At 66.6% G+C, this 16,250-nt stretch carries 15 protein-coding genes and 3 pseudogenes; 4 read left to right on the forward strand and 14 right to left on the reverse strand.

Annotated elements, in window-relative coordinates:
* Nucleotides 1-9: 9 nt before the first annotated feature.
* Nucleotides 10-897: a MipA/OmpV family protein gene (locus tag G3N94_RS25805; protein WP_205795378.1), complete on the reverse strand. Its 888-nt coding sequence runs from the start codon at nucleotides 895-897 to the stop codon at nucleotides 10-12.
* Between the two features lie 247 nt (nucleotides 898-1,144).
* On the reverse strand, nucleotides 1,145-1,456 hold the full coding sequence (locus G3N94_RS25810) for a hypothetical protein (protein ID WP_205795379.1): 312 nt from the start codon (nucleotides 1,454-1,456) through the stop codon (nucleotides 1,145-1,147).
* Between the two features lie 295 nt (nucleotides 1,457-1,751).
* Here G3N94_RS25810 and G3N94_RS25815 point away from each other — a divergent pair, with 295 nt between their 5' ends.
* Both G3N94_RS25815 and G3N94_RS42585 read left to right on the forward strand, forming a co-directional pair.
* Complete coding sequence (locus tag G3N94_RS25815; protein ID WP_205795380.1) at nucleotides 1,752-2,003, forward strand: hypothetical protein; 252 nt, start codon at nucleotides 1,752-1,754, stop codon at nucleotides 2,001-2,003.
* 311 nt (nucleotides 2,004-2,314) lie between these two features.
* A pseudogene (locus G3N94_RS42585) lies at nucleotides 2,315-2,422 on the forward strand (sigma 54-interacting transcriptional regulator); the annotation flags it as partial.
* A 16-nt stretch (nucleotides 2,423-2,438) separates the two neighbouring features.
* Here G3N94_RS42585 and G3N94_RS25825 read toward each other — a convergent pair.
* The 3 genes from G3N94_RS25825 to G3N94_RS25835 form a co-directional block, all read right to left on the reverse strand.
* Nucleotides 2,439-4,238, reverse strand: a complete 1,800-nt coding sequence (locus tag G3N94_RS25825; RefSeq protein WP_205795381.1) for a methyl-accepting chemotaxis protein — start codon at nucleotides 4,236-4,238, stop codon at nucleotides 2,439-2,441.
* Nucleotides 4,239-4,490: 252 nt separating this feature from the next.
* Nucleotides 4,491-5,477: a zinc-dependent alcohol dehydrogenase family protein gene (locus tag G3N94_RS25830; protein ID WP_205795382.1), complete on the reverse strand. Its 987-nt coding sequence runs from the start codon at nucleotides 5,475-5,477 to the stop codon at nucleotides 4,491-4,493.
* Nucleotides 5,458-5,712: a DUF3562 domain-containing protein gene (locus G3N94_RS25835; protein WP_205795383.1), complete on the reverse strand. Its 255-nt coding sequence runs from the start codon at nucleotides 5,710-5,712 to the stop codon at nucleotides 5,458-5,460. The genes G3N94_RS25830 and G3N94_RS25835 overlap by 20 nt, the downstream gene beginning before the upstream one ends.
* A gap of 730 nt (nucleotides 5,713-6,442) precedes the next feature.
* Here G3N94_RS25835 and G3N94_RS25840 point away from each other — a divergent pair.
* Nucleotides 6,443-6,694: pseudogene (locus tag G3N94_RS25840) on the forward strand (hypothetical protein); the annotation flags it as partial.
* A gap of 313 nt (nucleotides 6,695-7,007) precedes the next feature.
* On the opposite strand, the gene G3N94_RS25845 reads toward G3N94_RS25840, so the two are convergent.
* From G3N94_RS25845 to G3N94_RS25885, 9 genes are all read right to left on the reverse strand, one after another.
* Nucleotides 7,008-7,658, reverse strand: a complete 651-nt coding sequence (locus tag G3N94_RS25845) for a BON domain-containing protein (protein WP_205795392.1) — start codon at nucleotides 7,656-7,658, stop codon at nucleotides 7,008-7,010.
* 140 nt (nucleotides 7,659-7,798) lie between these two features.
* Entirely contained in the window at nucleotides 7,799-8,734 is a 936-nt protein-coding gene (locus G3N94_RS25850) for a universal stress protein (protein ID WP_205795384.1), read from the reverse strand.
* Between the two features lie 305 nt (nucleotides 8,735-9,039).
* Nucleotides 9,040-10,422, reverse strand: a complete 1,383-nt coding sequence (locus G3N94_RS25855) for an amino acid permease (RefSeq protein WP_205795385.1) — start codon at nucleotides 10,420-10,422, stop codon at nucleotides 9,040-9,042.
* Between the two features lie 270 nt (nucleotides 10,423-10,692).
* A complete protein-coding gene (locus tag G3N94_RS25860) occupies nucleotides 10,693-11,031 on the reverse strand; it encodes a hypothetical protein (protein ID WP_205795386.1) in 339 nt (112 codons plus the stop codon).
* 15 nt (nucleotides 11,032-11,046) lie between these two features.
* Entirely contained in the window at nucleotides 11,047-11,655 is a 609-nt protein-coding gene (locus G3N94_RS25865; RefSeq protein WP_205795387.1) for a GNAT family N-acetyltransferase, read from the reverse strand.
* A gap of 119 nt (nucleotides 11,656-11,774) precedes the next feature.
* Nucleotides 11,775-12,005, reverse strand: coding sequence for a hypothetical protein (locus tag G3N94_RS25870; protein WP_205795388.1), 231 nt, complete (start codon nucleotides 12,003-12,005; stop codon nucleotides 11,775-11,777).
* Between the two features lie 240 nt (nucleotides 12,006-12,245).
* A complete protein-coding gene (locus tag G3N94_RS25875; protein ID WP_205795389.1) occupies nucleotides 12,246-13,271 on the reverse strand; it encodes a VTT domain-containing protein in 1,026 nt (341 codons plus the stop codon).
* 240 nt (nucleotides 13,272-13,511) lie between these two features.
* Nucleotides 13,512-14,582 carry a zinc ribbon domain-containing protein gene (locus tag G3N94_RS25880; protein ID WP_205795390.1) on the reverse strand — a complete coding sequence of 357 codons (1,071 nt, stop codon included), beginning with the start codon at nucleotides 14,580-14,582 and terminating at the stop codon, nucleotides 13,512-13,514.
* Between the two features lie 409 nt (nucleotides 14,583-14,991).
* A complete protein-coding gene (locus tag G3N94_RS25885) occupies nucleotides 14,992-15,477 on the reverse strand; it encodes a universal stress protein (RefSeq protein ID WP_205795391.1) in 486 nt (161 codons plus the stop codon).
* Nucleotides 15,478-15,815: 338 nt separating this feature from the next.
* Between G3N94_RS25885 and G3N94_RS25890 the strand changes: the two are divergent.
* A pseudogene (locus tag G3N94_RS25890) lies at nucleotides 15,816-16,250 on the forward strand (hypothetical protein); the annotation flags it as partial.

Genomic DNA, 16,250 nt, shown 5'->3' on the forward strand with positions numbered 1-16,250 from the left:
GTTACCTCGTCAGAACTGGTAATTGACCGACAGGTCGAGCACGCCGTTCGTCGTCTGCTGCGTGACCGGGCTGCTCGACGCGCGCCCGACGAGCTGCTCGATTGCACCGTCCGCCGTCAGGAACCAGTGCTTGTTCAGGAACCAGACCATCGTCACGCCCGCGCCGACCGACTTGATCCCTGCCCCCGACGAATAGCGCGGCAGCCCCGAGCGCGCAGCCGCGGCGTCGCTGACGCCGAACCAGCTGTTCATGTAGCGCGCGTCGGCGAACGACACGGTCGGCCCCGCGAACCAGAAGAAGTTCTCATTGCTGCCCGGCATCGGCATGTATGCGGACAGGTCGCCGGTCCAGCCGTTCGACCCGCCGACGCTGCGCCGCACGTCCGCGCGCAGCACGAGCGGGAATTCCTTCGAGATCACGTAATCGGCCGACAGCTTGAGGACGGGGGCCGCATTGATGTTGTCGAGGCCGTTCAGGTGGCCGAGATCGTCCGCCGAGCGACGCCCGAGGTCGTAGCCGACGGACAGGCTGACGCGCCAGTTCGGCCCGCGCAGCACGTTCGCGCCGACGCCCTCGCCGGTCGAGATGAAGAACAGGTCGCGATAGCGAACGTCGAGGTTCGGCCCGCCCATCACGCGGTAGCGGTCGGAGCCCGCGTAGCGTGGCTGCAGCGTCATCCCCGCGCCGACGGCGACCTGCCAGGTCGGCAGGTTCGGGTCGAACATTTTTTCGAGGGGCACGCCGGCCGAGTACTGCCACTCGCCGAGCGGCGACGGCGTTTGGGCCGACGCGTGCTGAACACCACCAGCCGCGAGCGCCGCGGCCGTCGACAGACCCGATACGAGCCGGCGTGAGCCGGCGGACTGCGACAGGCGAGCGAAAACCATAGGCAGCATCCGTCGATTGCGTGATGACAGAGGGATTGCGTCGCGCATTGCCTGCCGCACGAGCGGGTGGCGGGCGCTACGAACGCAGCATACGCTGAATAAGTGAACATCCTACGCGACGCGCGCGCGGTGCGCAAAGCGCCCGCTGCACGTGGGCACTTGGCTGGCGATCACGCAGGCCGGCGGTCTGCCGGCGCCGGATCCGCGCGGCGCGCGGGATCAGGGGGATCAGGGGGATCAGCGGGCTTCGACGGGGTCAGAAGCGGTCGACGTGATAGTCGCCAGCAAGCGCTGCCGGGCTGCGCTTCGCCATCATTCGCGCGAAGCCGTCCGCGAGCCGCCCGAGCGCGAACTGTTTCTGGCTCGCGTCCCAGTGCGTGTACGCGTCGTACGCGGCATCGTCGAACGACACGGTCACCGCGACCGGCCGGCCGCTTGCACGAAAACCGATATGCAGCACGCCGCCCTGCAGTTCCTCGATGTGATATCGCAGCGAGCGCGATTCGAAATAGCGGCCCAGCACCTGCGCGATCGCGCGCTTGTCTGGCGATTGCACATGAATGTCCATGGCAGTCCTCCTTTCAGGTTTCGCACGGTGGTCGGAAGCGGCATACCTGCGCTGCGCCCATGCGCACGATGGCCGCGAAGCGCTCGCGCCTGTGTTCGAAATCACCCCCGCAGACGTTCGCGTCGTAACGTAGACTTTCTCTGGGTGTCTTCATCACGCTTGCCTCTCTCCGTTGCCGGCGGCGCACGCTTACCGCGCCGCCGGCCGTTCCCGACGGCGCGCAACCGCAGTACCCGCGACAGCCAACGGATACGCCGCTTGCGCACCGCCATTCACCGATCAAGGAGGTTCGATCATGACCGTTCACGCTACCGGCAGCCGCGCGCACGATTCGGTGGCCACGGGCTCGTTTTCGCTGTCCGCGTCGCAGCGCAAACCGTCTGACGACAAGACGGAGGAGCGCATCGACGAAGGGCTCGAAGAGACGTTCCCGGCCAGCGACCCGCCCGCGATCGGCGGCGGCACCCGTATCGAGCCGTCGAAGCCGTCAGACGAGCGCGCGCCGCGCGCGCCCGACGCCCCGTCCACACCCCGCAAGCAGCACTGACGCGGTGGCGGCCGGCCCCGTGCGGCACGCGCCGCCGGAGCCGGCTAAACCAGGCATCAGTACGAAAGCATCTTTGCTCCATTCCACAGGCCGCGTTGCCGCCGCAAATTAATTCGCACTGCGATGCAATGACGTACATCGAGCGCGGCACCGATCACGTGCAGGCCGGTTTCCCTGAAGCAGATCGCGATCATGAGCCGTTTCGCGAATCCACAGTAATGGAATCGCACGCGCATTGAAAGGTGTGATGGAATATTTCTTCCGGTCGCACGCAGCGTATTGGAATTTTCTATATCTGCGCGCTGCCCGACCGGATCGGGAAACTGGCGCCGCCCCGCGCCAGCGTGCCGATCGCCGGCGAAAGCGGGGTCGGCAAGGATATCGTCGCGCGGCGGCTGCACGATCTCCGTGCACGCCGCGCTTCATGCGATTTCGTTAGGCGACCGTGAACTGACCGACCGTCGACGCGAGCGCGTGCGCCTGCGTCTGCAGCGCGGTCGCAGCGGCAGCCGACTGTTCGACGAGTGCCGCGTTCTGCTGCACCATCTCGTCGAGCTGCGTGACCGCGCGATTGACTTCCTGGATGCCGCGGGTCTGCTCGTTCGCCGCGTGCGTGATCTCGGAGATGATCGTCGTCACGTTCGCGACGTTCGTGACGATCTCGCGCATCGTCTCGCCCGCCTGACGCACCTGCCCCGATCCGGCCTCGACGCTCGCGACCGTCGATTCGACGAGCGCCTTCACTTCGCGCGCGGCCTGTGCGCTGCGTTGCGCGAGGCTGCGCACTTCCTGCGCGACGACCGCGAAACCGCGGCCCTGCTCGCCCGCGCGCGCCGCTTCGACGGCCGCGTTCAGCGCGAGGATGTTGGTCTGGAATGCGATGCCGTCGATCACGCCGATGATGTCGCCGATCCGGCCCGACGCCTCCTCGATGCGCGCCATCGTCGCGACCACGTCCGACACGACCGCGCCGCCGTGCGACGCGATCTTCGACGCGGCCGCCGCGCGCTCGTCGGCCTGGCCAGCGGCAGCGGCCGACTGCCCGACCGTCGCGGTGATCTCTTCCATCGATGCGGCGGTTTCCTCGAGGCTCGCCGCCGCCGACTCGGTGCGCGACGACAGGTCCTGGTTGCCGGCCGCGATCTCGTTGGCGGCCGTGCGCACCGATTCGCTCGCGTCGCGGATCTGGCGCATCACGTCATGCAGCTTGTCGACGAAACTGTTGAACGAGCGCGCGATATCCGCGACTTCGTCGCTGCCGTCGGCGGGCAGCCGCTGCGTCAGGTCGCCCGAGCCCGAACCGATCGCCGCCATCGCCTGACGGACCAGCGACAGGCGGCGGAACGCCGTTGCGGTGATTGCACCGATGATCAGCGACGCGATCCCGACGATCACGACGAGCGTCACGAGCGACGCGGTCAGCAGCGAGCGCATCCCCGCGGTCGCGTCGGTCTTGTCGAGCGCGACGAGTGCATACCAGTCGGTGCCCGGCACCGGCTGCGCGCGGACCAGCTTCGCATCGCCACCAACGCGCACCTCGACCGGCGCGCTCGCGCTTGCGATCGACGCGGGCGCGATGCCGGCGAGGTCCGGCGACACGTCCGCGACCGGCTTGAGCGTCAGTTTCGGATCCGGATGCGCAACGACGTGGCCGTTGCTGTCGATCAACATCCCGAAGCTGGCCGGCGTCGGGTGGATCGATTTCACGTTTGCGATCACGCTGTCCATCGCGACGTCCGCGGCGACGACGGCCTTGACCGCCCCGTCGCGCACGATCGGCACCGCGAACGTGACGACCAGGTTGCCGGTGCCCGCGTCCACGTACGGCGGCGTGACGACGGGCTTGCCGGCCTGGGCGGCCTGCCGGTACCACGGGCGGCCGGTCGGATCGTAGTCGGGCGGGATGCCGGTCGGGTCGGAGAAGTGGAACACCTTGTCCGCGTAGCCCGCGTACACGTTCGTGAAGCCGCCGGCCGCGGCCATCTGCTTGAACACCGGAACCGGATCGGGCGACAGCGCCGCGTCCTGCAGCGACGCGATCATCCGGCTTTTTGTCGCGACCCAGTCGCCGATGCCGACCACGTGGCCGCTCGCGACGGACGTGAGGTTCCGGTCGATCGCGTCGTTGTTGTACGACCGGGCGATGAAATAGTTGATCAATGTCGTGGCGACCAGCGCAAAGACGACGATGGCGACACACGCGGCAAGAATGCGAGCGCGAATGGACGAAAGCATGGCAACGACTCTGTTAGGGAGCGCGAACGCCCGGTGGACGGATTCACCGGGTAAACGGCGGGTTCGGCGTTTACTTGAGGGTTGTTGCACTAAAACGGTGAATATCGGCCGGTCGTCCGGCCGACGGGTGGTCGCGAACGCAGCGCGAAGGCCGTATGGCGGGAGGTTGGGAGCCTGGGTGGCCGCGCCCGTGGATGTTGCGACCGGTGCGACCGCGCACGGGGATGTTGGAGACCGGCGCAGCCGCGCCCGTCAAGGCATCGTCAGCACCGCCGCGCCCGACAGGCGCCCCGCCCGCAGGTCGTCGAGCGCCCGGTTCGCGTCGGCGAGCGGATAACAGGTCGCTTCGATGTCGATCGGCACCTGCGCGGCCAGCGCCATGAACGCTTCGCCGTCGGCGCGCGTCAGGTTCGCGACCGACAGAAGCCGGCGCTCTTCCCACAGCAACGCATACGGGAACGACGGGATATCCGACATGTGGATGCCGCCGCAGACGACGCAGCCGCCCTTCGCGACTGCGGCGAGCGCGGCGGGCACGAGCGCGCCGACCGGCGCAAAGATCAGCGCCGCATCGAGCGGCTCGGGCGCGCGGGTATCGCTGCCGCCCGCCCAGCATGCGCCGAGCCGCAGCGCGAGCTGCTGCGCGACAGTATCGCCCGGCCGGGTGAACGCGTACACGCGGCGCCCCTGATGCCGCGCGACCTGCGCGACGATGTGCGCGGCCGCGCCGAAGCCGTACAGGCCGATGCGCTGCGCGTCGCCAGCGAGCACGAGCGTGCGATGACCGATCAGCCCCGCGCACAGCAGCGGTGCCGCATGCACGTCGTCATAGCCGGCCGGCAGCCGCAGGCAATAGCGCGCGTCGGCGACCGTGCGCTCCGCATAGCCGCCGTCGATCGTATAGCCGGTAAAGCCGGGCGTATCGCACAGGTTCTCGCGGCCGGCCATGCAGTAAGCGCAATGGCCACACGTATGGCCGAGCCACGGCACGCCGACGCGTTCGCCGACCGTGAAGCCGGTCACGCCCTGCCCGAGCGACGCGACCGTGCCGACGATCTCGTGCCCGGGAATCACCGGGCGCTTCGGCGCCTTCAGGTCGCCGTCGGCGACGTGCAGATCCGTGCGACAGACGCCGCACGCATGGACATCGATCAGGATCTGCCCCGTGCCGGGCGACGGGTCGGGCAGTTCGCGCAGCGTCAGATGCGGCGAACGGCCGTCATAAACGATGGCGCGCATGGACGACGGGGGTGTCGTCCGGGTGACCAGGCGTATCGCTGGCCGCCTCGTCGTCGAGATGGCGCATCCGTTCGCGAAGATGCCGGATCGCGAACACGTGGATGTAGTCGTGCACGCGCGCCTCCGACGACAGCGCGCGCACCTCGTCATCGATCATCTGGCGCAGCTGGTCTGCGCCGATCGAGCGCTGCGTGGCGATTTCCTTCAGCGACTCGAACAAATTGTCCTGAGACATCGACGGACTCCTTACTGTCGAAGCAAACTAAGGTGGGTGTATTCGTAGCGTAACGACTCGTGGACGAAGCGGCGTGCAATGCGCCGTTGCGCCCTTGCGCTGCATCAACAACCGCCCGCGGTGCAGGCGGCGCCCGACGAAAATCGGGCGTCGTGATCCGAACACGGATCGACAGCAATCTGAAGCATGCGGACTCGTGCCGCATGAGTTATTCGATGAAAGGACACGCTTCCCCTGAAGCGCGGCGCCGACGCGCATGCACGTGATGGACATGCGATTGCGGTCGGCGTAGAGCACAACTTAGACTGGACGAAACGCTCCGTCAAGGAACTTGCGCTGTGTATCGTTCGTTGATAAATGTCTGATGGTGATCGCCTGCTTTCGACAGCGGAAAGCACTGAACGGAACATTGCGGCGCATGCATCCAACGCGCTCAAACGACGCGTAACGCGGCCTCGCGCATCGACTCCAAAACCCCGATCGGGTAAACATCGATCGCGGCCACAACACGCCGCAAAACCCCGCTGCGCCTCGCTGCGGCGGCTTTCCGGCCGCGCGCGTGTCAGGAAATTCCTATGCGACGTCGGATTTCCTGACGCCGACTTCAGTGTGCGCTGATTGGAAGCGCGCATTCCCCACACGATACTGATCCCATGGACACACCGTTCATGCTTGGCATCGCCCAGCCGGCCACGGAGCCGGCACGCGGGTCGGGCGCAGGAGACCACTCATGTCATATGGCACCTTTCCGAACGACGACGGCAAACGCCGCACGTCCCGCCAGACGCACGCGGCAACCGAACCGGCGCATGCGGCCGACGCGGCGGCCCGCGACGACCTGGACGCGCTACTTGCACTCGCGCGCCAGGCCGGGCTGCTCGTCACGCTCGACGGGCAGATCGGCCGCGAGAAATATCAGAGCATTGCCGGATCCGTCGCCGCGCTGCACCGCTTCGCGGTGGCGTTGCGCCAGCAGATACTGTCCACCGCGCCCGCTCCCGCGGTGCCCCGCCGGGTGGCACGCGGCGGGCGCCCGCGCGTGAATCGCGGGCGGCGCTTTTCGCCATGCCGGAACTGTCCGCTCGAAACCGTTCGCCATCACATCCACGCGCGGCACGGCGTGCGCCAGCGCCGCCTTGCCCGCCCTGCGTGCGCAACCTGAACGCCGGCGGGATACGAGGAGTAGCAACAGCACGGGGCCAGGAAAGCGGGCGGGGTGCAACCACCCCGCCCGTCCTCCAAGGCAGCCTGACGACTGCCTACCCTCGTGCCAGAGAGTTCATGATGGTGGCCGGCTATTCGACCACCAGGTTGTCGACGACCATCCGCACGCCGGGCGCCGACCACGCTGCACCGCGCGCGACCTCGCGCTCCGCGTACGAGTCGACCTTGCCGTTCAGCGTCACCGTGCCGTCGCGCACGACGACTTCGATATGGCTCGCCTCGCGCTCCGCGTGGCGCTGCATCGCCTGGCGAATCTTCGTGCCGATGTCGTTGGCGGCGACGTCGCCCCCCACTTCGAGCTGATCCGACACGCCGGTGATCCCGCGCATCTGCGTCACCGCGCGCAGCGCCCGCTGCCGCTGGTAACCCCAGTCGACCTGGCCCGTCAGCGTGACCCAGCCCTTCTCGACCTGCACGTGGATCGTTTCGTCGCGCAGGCCGTCGGTCCAGTGCAGCACCACGCGCACGGCCTTCGCGACGTCCTCGTCGGTGTGGCGCTCATCGTGCGGCAGGTGCACGTCCAGGTCGACGACGACGGCCTTCACGCCCGACACGCGATGCGCGGCGTGCTCGGCCGCGACCTTCTCCGCAAAGCTCGACGGATGGCCGGACAGCGTCACGACCCGATCCTCGACCTCGACGCCGATCCGGGTCGCGTCGATCGCGGGATCCCATGCGAGTTCGTCTTCGACGTCCTGCTTCACCTGCCTGTCGGTTTTCATCGCCTGCTCCCGAACGACGGCGCACCACGGTAAGCGGACCGTCAGCTTCTCACGCCGCACGATGTGTGCTTTTTGACGCAGATCAAGCGCCGTTGCCGGCAGCGGCACGTAGACGGCCGGCCGCTCGCCGGCCGCGGAGGTCATTCCTCGCTGCGCACGAGCAGCACCGGCACCTCTGCGAGATGCGCGACCCGCCGCGCGACGCTGCCGATCAGCAGCGCCGCCAGACCGCGCCGGCCGTGCGTGCCGACGACCAGCAACTCCGCGCGCCAATGCACGGCCTCGCGCATCAGCGCATGCGCGACGTCGTCGCTCGTCGGATGGGTTTCGACGATGCCGCGCTTGGTCGGATTCGCACACCGGTGGAACAGCGCCGCAACCTTGGCGAGCGCCTCCTCGCCCTCCGCGCGGTATGCATCCTCGAGCGCGCGCACCGGGACGATGTCAGTGAGCCGGATCGCGCGGTCGACGACGTACGCGGCATACAGCAGCGTCGTCGGCGTCGCGAGTTCCATCCCGACCTGCACCGCGCGCAGCGACGGCTCGCTGCCGTCGACCGCGAACATCATCCGCTGGGGCGGCGCATGGTTGTCGCGCTGATAGCTCGCCGGCACGATCAGCAGCGCGCAGCGCGCGCGCCGCATCAGCTGGTCCGATACCGCACCCTCGACGAGCCGCAGCAGCCCGTGATGCCGGTTCGCGCCGACAACGAGCACGTCGGCCTGCCAGGCGGCCGTATCCCACGCCAGCGTATCGGCGACCGTGCCGCCCGCCACCGACGCATCGAGGATGCCCGCTTCGACCTGGGCGCCGGTGTCCGCGAACGACGGCACGATGCGGTCCAGCACGGCCTGGGCATCGCCCATCAGTTCGTCGCGCGCAGACGTGAGCAGCGCGTCGATTCTCGGGATATCGGGCAGCATCAGGCGCGGATTGTCGATCACGCTGACGATCCGCAACTGCATGTCGGGCCGCAGCAACGTGTGCACGTACTGGGCGGCGAGCAGCGATTCGGGTGTCGGATCGACGGCAAGCGCGATCCTGGAGATCGGCGGACTGGATTGGGCGGGCTGCATGGCGACGGCCTCCGTTCTGGCGCGCCGTCCCACCGGGACGACGCCGGGGCTTCGCACGGCAGCGGCGCGGCGGGTCATGCCGCCGCGCGCGGTCGCGGTCGCGGGCATCGGCAGCGGCCGCGCGAAGCGCGGACAAGCGATGCCGTCAGCATAGATCGTCCGGCCCGGACGTGCATGATCGAGATCAAGCGGCACGACCGCTTGACGGGTGCCGAACCGCATGCCGAGCCGTGTGTCGAGTCGGATGCCGAGCCGCATGCCGGCCGTGCGCGGCCACGAACGACGGCGCGCACGGCAACGGATGCTCAGGACTTCGTCGAGACCGACGCCACCGGGCGGTTCGCGTAGAACAGCAGGTACGCGAAGCCGAGCAGCACGATCCACACCGGCCCGATCACGAGCGCGACGCGCGTATCGGGCGTGAACGCCATCAGCACGACGACGAACGCGAGAAACGCGAGCGCGAAGTACGAGCCGAACGGATAGAACGGCACGCGGATCGGCAGGCGTGCGATCTGGTCGGCCGACAGCGTGCGGCGGAAGCGCTGCTGTGCGATCAGGATCACGCACCAGGTCCAGATCGCACCGAACGTCGACACCGACGTGAGCCACGTGAACACGCGCTGCGGTGCGAGATAGTTGAGCAGCACGCCGATCAGCAGCAGCGCGGCCGACACGAGCACGCCATATACGGGCACGCCGCTGCGGTTCACGCGGCCGAGCATGCGCGGCGCCTGGCCCTGCTGCGCGAGGTTGTAGAGCATCCGCGCGGTGCTGAACAGGCCGCTGTTGCACGACGACAGCGCGGCGGTCAACACGACGAAGTTGATGATGCCGGCGGCGGCCGGGATGCCGAGCCGCGAGAACGTCATTACGAACGGGCTGCCCTGCGTGCCGATCTGGTCCCACGGATACAGCGACATCACGACGAACAGCGCGCCGATGTAGAAGATCAGCACACGCCAGAACACCGAGTTCACGGCCTTCGTCAGCGATTTCTCGGGATTGCGCGCCTCGCCCGCCGTCAGGCCGAGCATCTCGACGCCGAGGTACGCGAACATCACGATCGGCAGCGCGCCGATCACGCCGGTAAAGCCGTTCGGCATGAAGCCACCGTGCGACCACAGGTTCGAGATGCCGGTCGCGACGCCGCCGTTGCCGAGGCCGAGCGTGATCATCAGGCCGCCGCCGACGATCATCAGCACGATCGTGACGATCTTGATCAGCGCGAACCAGAACTCGAACTCGCCGTACAGCTTGACCGCGATGAAGTTCACCGCGCCCATCGCGGTGAGTGCGGCCAGCGCCCAGATCCAGTTCGGCACGCCCGGGAACCACATGTGCATGTAGACGCCGACCGCGGTGATCTCCGCCATGCAGGTGACGATCCACACGAACCAGTAGGTCCAGCCGGTGAGGTAACCCGCGAGCGGGCCGAGGTAGTCGCGCGCATAGCGGCTGAACGCGCCCGCGACCGGGTTGGTGATCGCCATCTCGCCGAGCGCGCGCATGATCAGGAAAATCACGATGCCGCCCAGCAGATAGGTCAGCAGGATCGCGGGGCCGGCCGTGCGGATCGCGGTTGCCGAGCCGAGGAACAGGCCCACGCCGATTGTCGCGCCGAGCGCCATCAGGTTGATGTGTCGCTCTTCCAGCCCGCGGTGCAGCTGGTCTTCTTCTTTTTTCACATGCGTCTCCTGGCGGCCTGGAAGGCCGCCGTCATTGTGTCGATGTCAGCGCGCGGCTCGCCTGTGCCGATTTCGGCCGCCGAATCCGAAATAATCCCCGCCGCTCATTTCCGGATTGGAAATGAAACGGATTTTGTGTCAGTCCGATGGGAATCGCTGCGAATTATCCGGATTTTCCGGAACAATCCGGAAAACGGATCGGGCCTGCATGGAATATCCCCGCGCGGCAGGCGTGGCGCGGCTGTGCGCCCCGCTGCGTTCGACGGGAATTCAATCGATTTCGGCACGGCATGCCGCGCCACGTATGTGCGCGATCATGCGCACGCAATTTGCAGGCGCGATTATAAGAATGATTAGATGATTCGCGCCAGCCCGCTGTGGAAAAAAATCCGGAATGACCGGCGGCGTCGTGACGATGCGCTTCACGGTCGCTTCGTTCGGGCAAGAGCCTTGCGACGCTCCGCACATCTTGCCTTCGCTGCCACACTCCAAAGCAACACGAAGAGCGACGTAGCACCGTGCGCGGTGTACATGCGTTGAATCGAAGCCATTGACGTCATCCTGTAGAGGGTTCGCGCGACAACATTGCGCGAACACGCCGCCTTTCAAGACTATCTCATCGATTCAAGACTTTTCGCCCGAATTTCTCTCTCGATAATCGTCAACAGACAGGTACAAACCGATATATTCGAACTCCTTGTACTGAGGAAATTCGTCATCGATATCGCGGAACACCTCCTTGAACCCAAGGTGCTTGTAAAAATCAACGGCAGCAGCGTTGTTGGAATACGCCTCGAGATACACTTTCCCTTGCATTTCCAAAACGTGCTCAATCAGAGCCCGGCCGACGCCTTTGCCTTGCATGTCCGGATCGACAAATAGCGCACCGATCGAAGGCAGATCACCCATCAGGGTTTCGATCATGACCTGTATCGCAGCACCGAACTGGCTGTGGTCGTCATCATCCTCCTCCTCGGTGTCGCAATCACCGCCCTTCGTGTCCATGATGGCGAAGCCGACAGGCTGACCATCGATACACGCAACCCACGTGTCATCGTCACCAACCACGAGATATTCGGGCATTTTCTGACGCAATTCGCGCAAACGTTCTTTCTCAAGAAAATCGTGTGCGATACAGATAGAGCGATACCAGATTGAAACCAGCGCTTCAACATCGGCCTCTTCCAGCTTGCGGATAGCCGCATTGCAGACATTCATTTTTTTGATTCTCATATGCCGATGCTCACATCTTCAACAAATTTCCAGAAGTGGAGACCTTAGCACGAGCCGTCAATTGAAATTGTGTTGAATTGTAGAGGAATATTAATGTGCCTATGGCGCACAAAAATACCCTATCCACTTCCGCCGATAAGCAGCATGATGCTCAAGTCAAATGCTTGCGACAGAATCGCACCGAAGAAGATGGCTGATTTCAGATTACCCAAGGCAAGGGCCATTCCTGCAAGATAGCCTTTCGGTGTCATTCCGGGCATTTCGATCAGGCCGAACCTGATTCCGTCGTCACGAGGCGGCATCTCAGATGTCTTCCCGACGAAATTCCGATATTGATCGGCCGCGGTCATTGGCGGCACTACGTCCGCTTAGACTCGCTCGCAGCACCACTCCTGCGAGTCTCCTTTGAAAGCTTACGTTGTTGGTCTAATGTGCCGATCCGGCTTGGCGCATCACATGGCCGTTTTTTCATCATCGAAGGATACGACGCCTGATCGTGGCACGGACGCGCCTGCAGTCTCGATGCTTGAGAACGACAAGGCGACATTGCGCCATTTGGACACTTCCCGGTCAGCAACAGCCACCCTGCATCACTTCGACAGCGTCGCGCGCACCGTGTATTCGCCTTCCGCGGCGGCGTGCTCGGGCCGCACGAAATAGCGCGACGCGTCGAGATCGGCCGGAATCGGCTCGACCGGATAGCCGTGCTTCTCCCACGCGTCGAGGCCGCCCTTGAGCGCCTTGATGTTGTGGACCATCTTCTTGCGCTGCATCTTCGCGACGATGCGCTTCGCGGTCGCTTCGTTCGGGCACACGCAATAGACGACGATCGGCCGCTTCATCACTTCCGGATCGAGCAGGTCCGGCGAATCGAGATCGACCGGCACCGCGCCGGCGATCCGGTACGGCTCGCGCTCGCGTATTGCGCGCGGCCGTGCGTCGAAGATCAGCGGCGGCTCGTCGGACGTCATCATCTCGACGAGCTGCGGCGGCGAGATGCGCACTTGCGCGAGCCAGCGGCGGAACTGGATGCGGCGCACCCAGCGATACAGCAGGAACGTGATGAAGATCGCGAGGAACGCGTCGAGAATCGTGCCGCCGCTCGCGCGCACCCACAGCACGAGCTGGACGATCTGATCGTGAATCGCCGCGCCGCCGACGAGCCAGAACGCGGCCCACAGCGACGCGCCGGCCAGGTCCCACAGCAGGAACACGCCGACTCCGATCGCGGTCGTGCCGAGCAGCGGCGCCGACACGAGGCCGAGCCCCGGCAGGAATTTCGCGAGCACGAGGAGCGGCGCACCGTGTCTTTCGAACACATTACGCGCGAAGCGCAGCGTCGTATCGAGCGACAGAGAGAAGCGCACGAGCGCATTGATCAGCCGGCGGCCGCGCGTGCGGCCCATGAAGAACCACAGCGAATCGGCGATCATCGTCGCGCCGACGGCCGCCGCGAACATGCTCGCATAGGACGCCTGCCCCATCGCCGCCATCGTGCCGCCGAGAATCAGCATCGGCACGGCCGGCACGGGCACGCCGAGCTGCGTGATCAGCACGCTCGCAAACACGGCCCACGGGCCGAGCGACGAGGGAATCGCGACGGGAAAATGCCACACGGCGGCGCTCCTGGAGGACAGGCAGACCATGCCGGCGGGGCCACCGTCGACCGGCGCTGCAACGTTTGCCGCGACACTGGCGCAGCGGGACAGCATGTCCGGCATTCTAAACGGGTTTGATGAATGCCGCGCGGCACGGCATGTGCTCTGCGCGCCGTGCGGCGGCACGCAGCCCTGTTTTCCCGCGGGCTCGCGGGCTGCGCGAGTGGCGCCGCCCCCCTTCGCCCCCGTTCGCCCGCATCAAGCGGCCGGCGTCGGCGGCACCGCCGTGTCGGCAGACGTGCCGCACGCCGGACAGAACCGGCTGAACGCATTCTTGCGCGTGTCGCATCGTGCGCACGCGTTGAACGCGCAGATCCCGCAGTGCGGGCAGAAATTCGCGTTCGGGTCGGTGGTATCGAGCGGCCGTTCGCAGCCGGGGCACACCTTCTTTGCGATGCGCGCATACGCGGTCACGAAGTCGAGCGCCTCGCGCCGCGACAGGTCCGGCTGCTGTTCCTCGCGACGCTTCTGCTCGAGATAGCGCGACAGCGCGCGAATCGCGTATTGCCCGACCGCGACCGTCAGCACGATGCCGACAATGTAGCGCACGTATCCGCCGTAGCTCGGCAGATACGGCACAAGCTCGACGAAGAACGCGAACAGCGCGAAGAAGATGAAGCCCCACACGAATGGCCAGTAGCGGCCGCCGCGCTTCTTCGCGAACAGCCAGCCGGCGATCAGCAGCAGCGGCACCGTGAACAGCAGCCGGATGCCGAACACGCGCAGTTCCTGCTGGCGCTGCGCCGCTTCGAGCCGGCTGTCCGCCTGCGCTTCGAGTTCGCCAAGCGCCTGCCGCGTCGCCCCCTCCTGACGGTCGAGCGCCTGCGCGGCCTGCTTCAGCGTGCCGATGCGCGCCTGTGCGTCGCGCTCGCGCTGCGTCGCCGCCTCGAGTGCATGAGCGTGCGCGATCACGGCCGGATCCTGTTCGGCGCGCTCGGTCGCGTGGCGGCTCGCGATCACCGCGCGAAAGGCTTCGCGCGCCTGCTGCGTGTCCTGCTCTGCGGCCGTCAGCAACAGCGTCGCCTGCTCGGTGGCATCGCGGTTCGCGGTCTGCCCGGCCGCCAGCTTCGCGAGGGTTGCGCGCAACGGCGCGGCCGCCTGCTGGTCGATGAACGTGTCGCGGTCCGGCGTCTGCTCGACGCGCGGCAAGTCGCCGACGATCAGCCCGCCGAGCCCGATCAGGAAACCGGCGAACACCATCGCGATGATCCACAGCGCGCGCTGAAACCAGACCTCGGCCAGTCGCAGTCCTTTTGTCGATATTGTCATCTGCTGCGCTCCATGCACGCCGGCCCCGGCGCGCGTCGATCCGTTGCGCGCCCGGCGATGAGGTAAACGGGGCTATCCGGCGGATGCTGCCAGAAGTGCGCGGCGCAATGCAAGCTTCGTGCAAGGCATCGTGTGGCGTCGCGCGCGCGTGCGTCAGGCACGCGGTACGGGTCGAAGAGAGTCGGACTGGATTCGGACTGGCGCGCAACGCACGCGCCGACGGCCGCGCGTGCCGCAATACCGGCAGGCGCACCGCAACCGGATGCGACGAGCGCAACCCGCACCGGCCCGCCGGCAAATAACCGGCGAACTCGATCAGCGCGCCCGGTGCGCCGAACCCGGCGCGGCGCCCCCGATGCACCGAACCTGGCGGCGCCCCCGATGCGCGGCGCTTGTACTGCTGCCGGCGCTACGCGCCCGGCGCGGCAGCGGCCGGCGTCACGGTTTTTTCGCTGTGCCGTACCATCAGCACCGGACGGTCGGCCGCGCGCAGCAGCGATTCCGCGACGCTGCCGACCAGCAGCCGCCGCAAGCCGTGCCGCCCGCTCGTCCCCATCACGATCAGGTCCGCGCCGGCCTCGGCCGCGGTGCGCATCAGCACCGCCGCGATGTCCTCGCCATACGCGTCGAGCGCACGCACCGTCCCTTCGATGCGATGTGCGGCGAGCGCCGCCTTTGCGTCGTCGAGCGCGTGCGTGACCGCATCCGCCGACGACGGTTCGATATCCCGCGTATCCGCGAAGCCTGCATCGACATCGACGAGCTGCTGCTTGTGCTCGACGACATGCGCACACGTGATCGTGCCGCCTGAGGCCGCCGCGATCCGGATCGCTTCATCCAGCGCCAGACGCGCACTGGAGCTGTCGTCGAGCGCAACGAAAATCCGCTTGTACATGGTCCGCACCTCCCATCGAACATCCTGTCCTTATCCGCCAGCCGGCCCGTCGCCCGTGCGTGCCCGTCACGGACTCACGCATGTACCCTGCCGGCCTCCCGATCAGTCTGGCCCCACACGCCCGCGCTGCGGTTGACGCGAATCAAGCACGGCCAACGCCGCTGCTCCTTACCGTCATTCGCTGCATTTTCAGCCGACCCCATTTACATTAAAGGTGCAACACGCGCACAATTTCGACTTGTAAACCACACCACCACGCGTCGGGCGCGAGCCGCGCCCGATATTCCTGAGCCGCCCGCGTGCCAACGGCGACCTCGAGAAGACAGAGTGGCCTGCAAATGACCGCCAGCGGAACCCCAACGCGTGACGCCTTCGTGCCGTCGCGCTTTCAGACCATGTTACGCCAGCCGCTCGCGGCCGGCGTCGTTGCGCTTGCTGCCGGCGCCGCGCTGTCGCTCGGCGTCGCGCTGCTCGTGCGCGAGCAATGGCAGAACGCCGTCCAGACACGCTTCGAACGCCGTACCGCGCACGTGACGGCGATGCTGCGCCACGAGCTGCAGGCCGGCGTCGTCGTGCTCGAAGGCGCGCGCGGCGCGCTCAGCCTCGCGCCGCAGATGACGTCCGAGCAATGGCGGCAGTACGTCGACACGCTCGACCTCGACAGCGGCCATTCGCCGGTCCGCCAGCTCGGCTATGCATCGCTGTCGCCCGCCGTGCGCACGGCGCTCGTGGGCTCGGCCGCGACGCCGGACGGGCCGCTCGCCGTCGCCGCG

Source organism: Burkholderia sp. Ac-20353 (assembly GCF_017104785.1).
Taxonomy (GTDB): Bacteria; Pseudomonadota; Gammaproteobacteria; order Burkholderiales; family Burkholderiaceae; genus Burkholderia.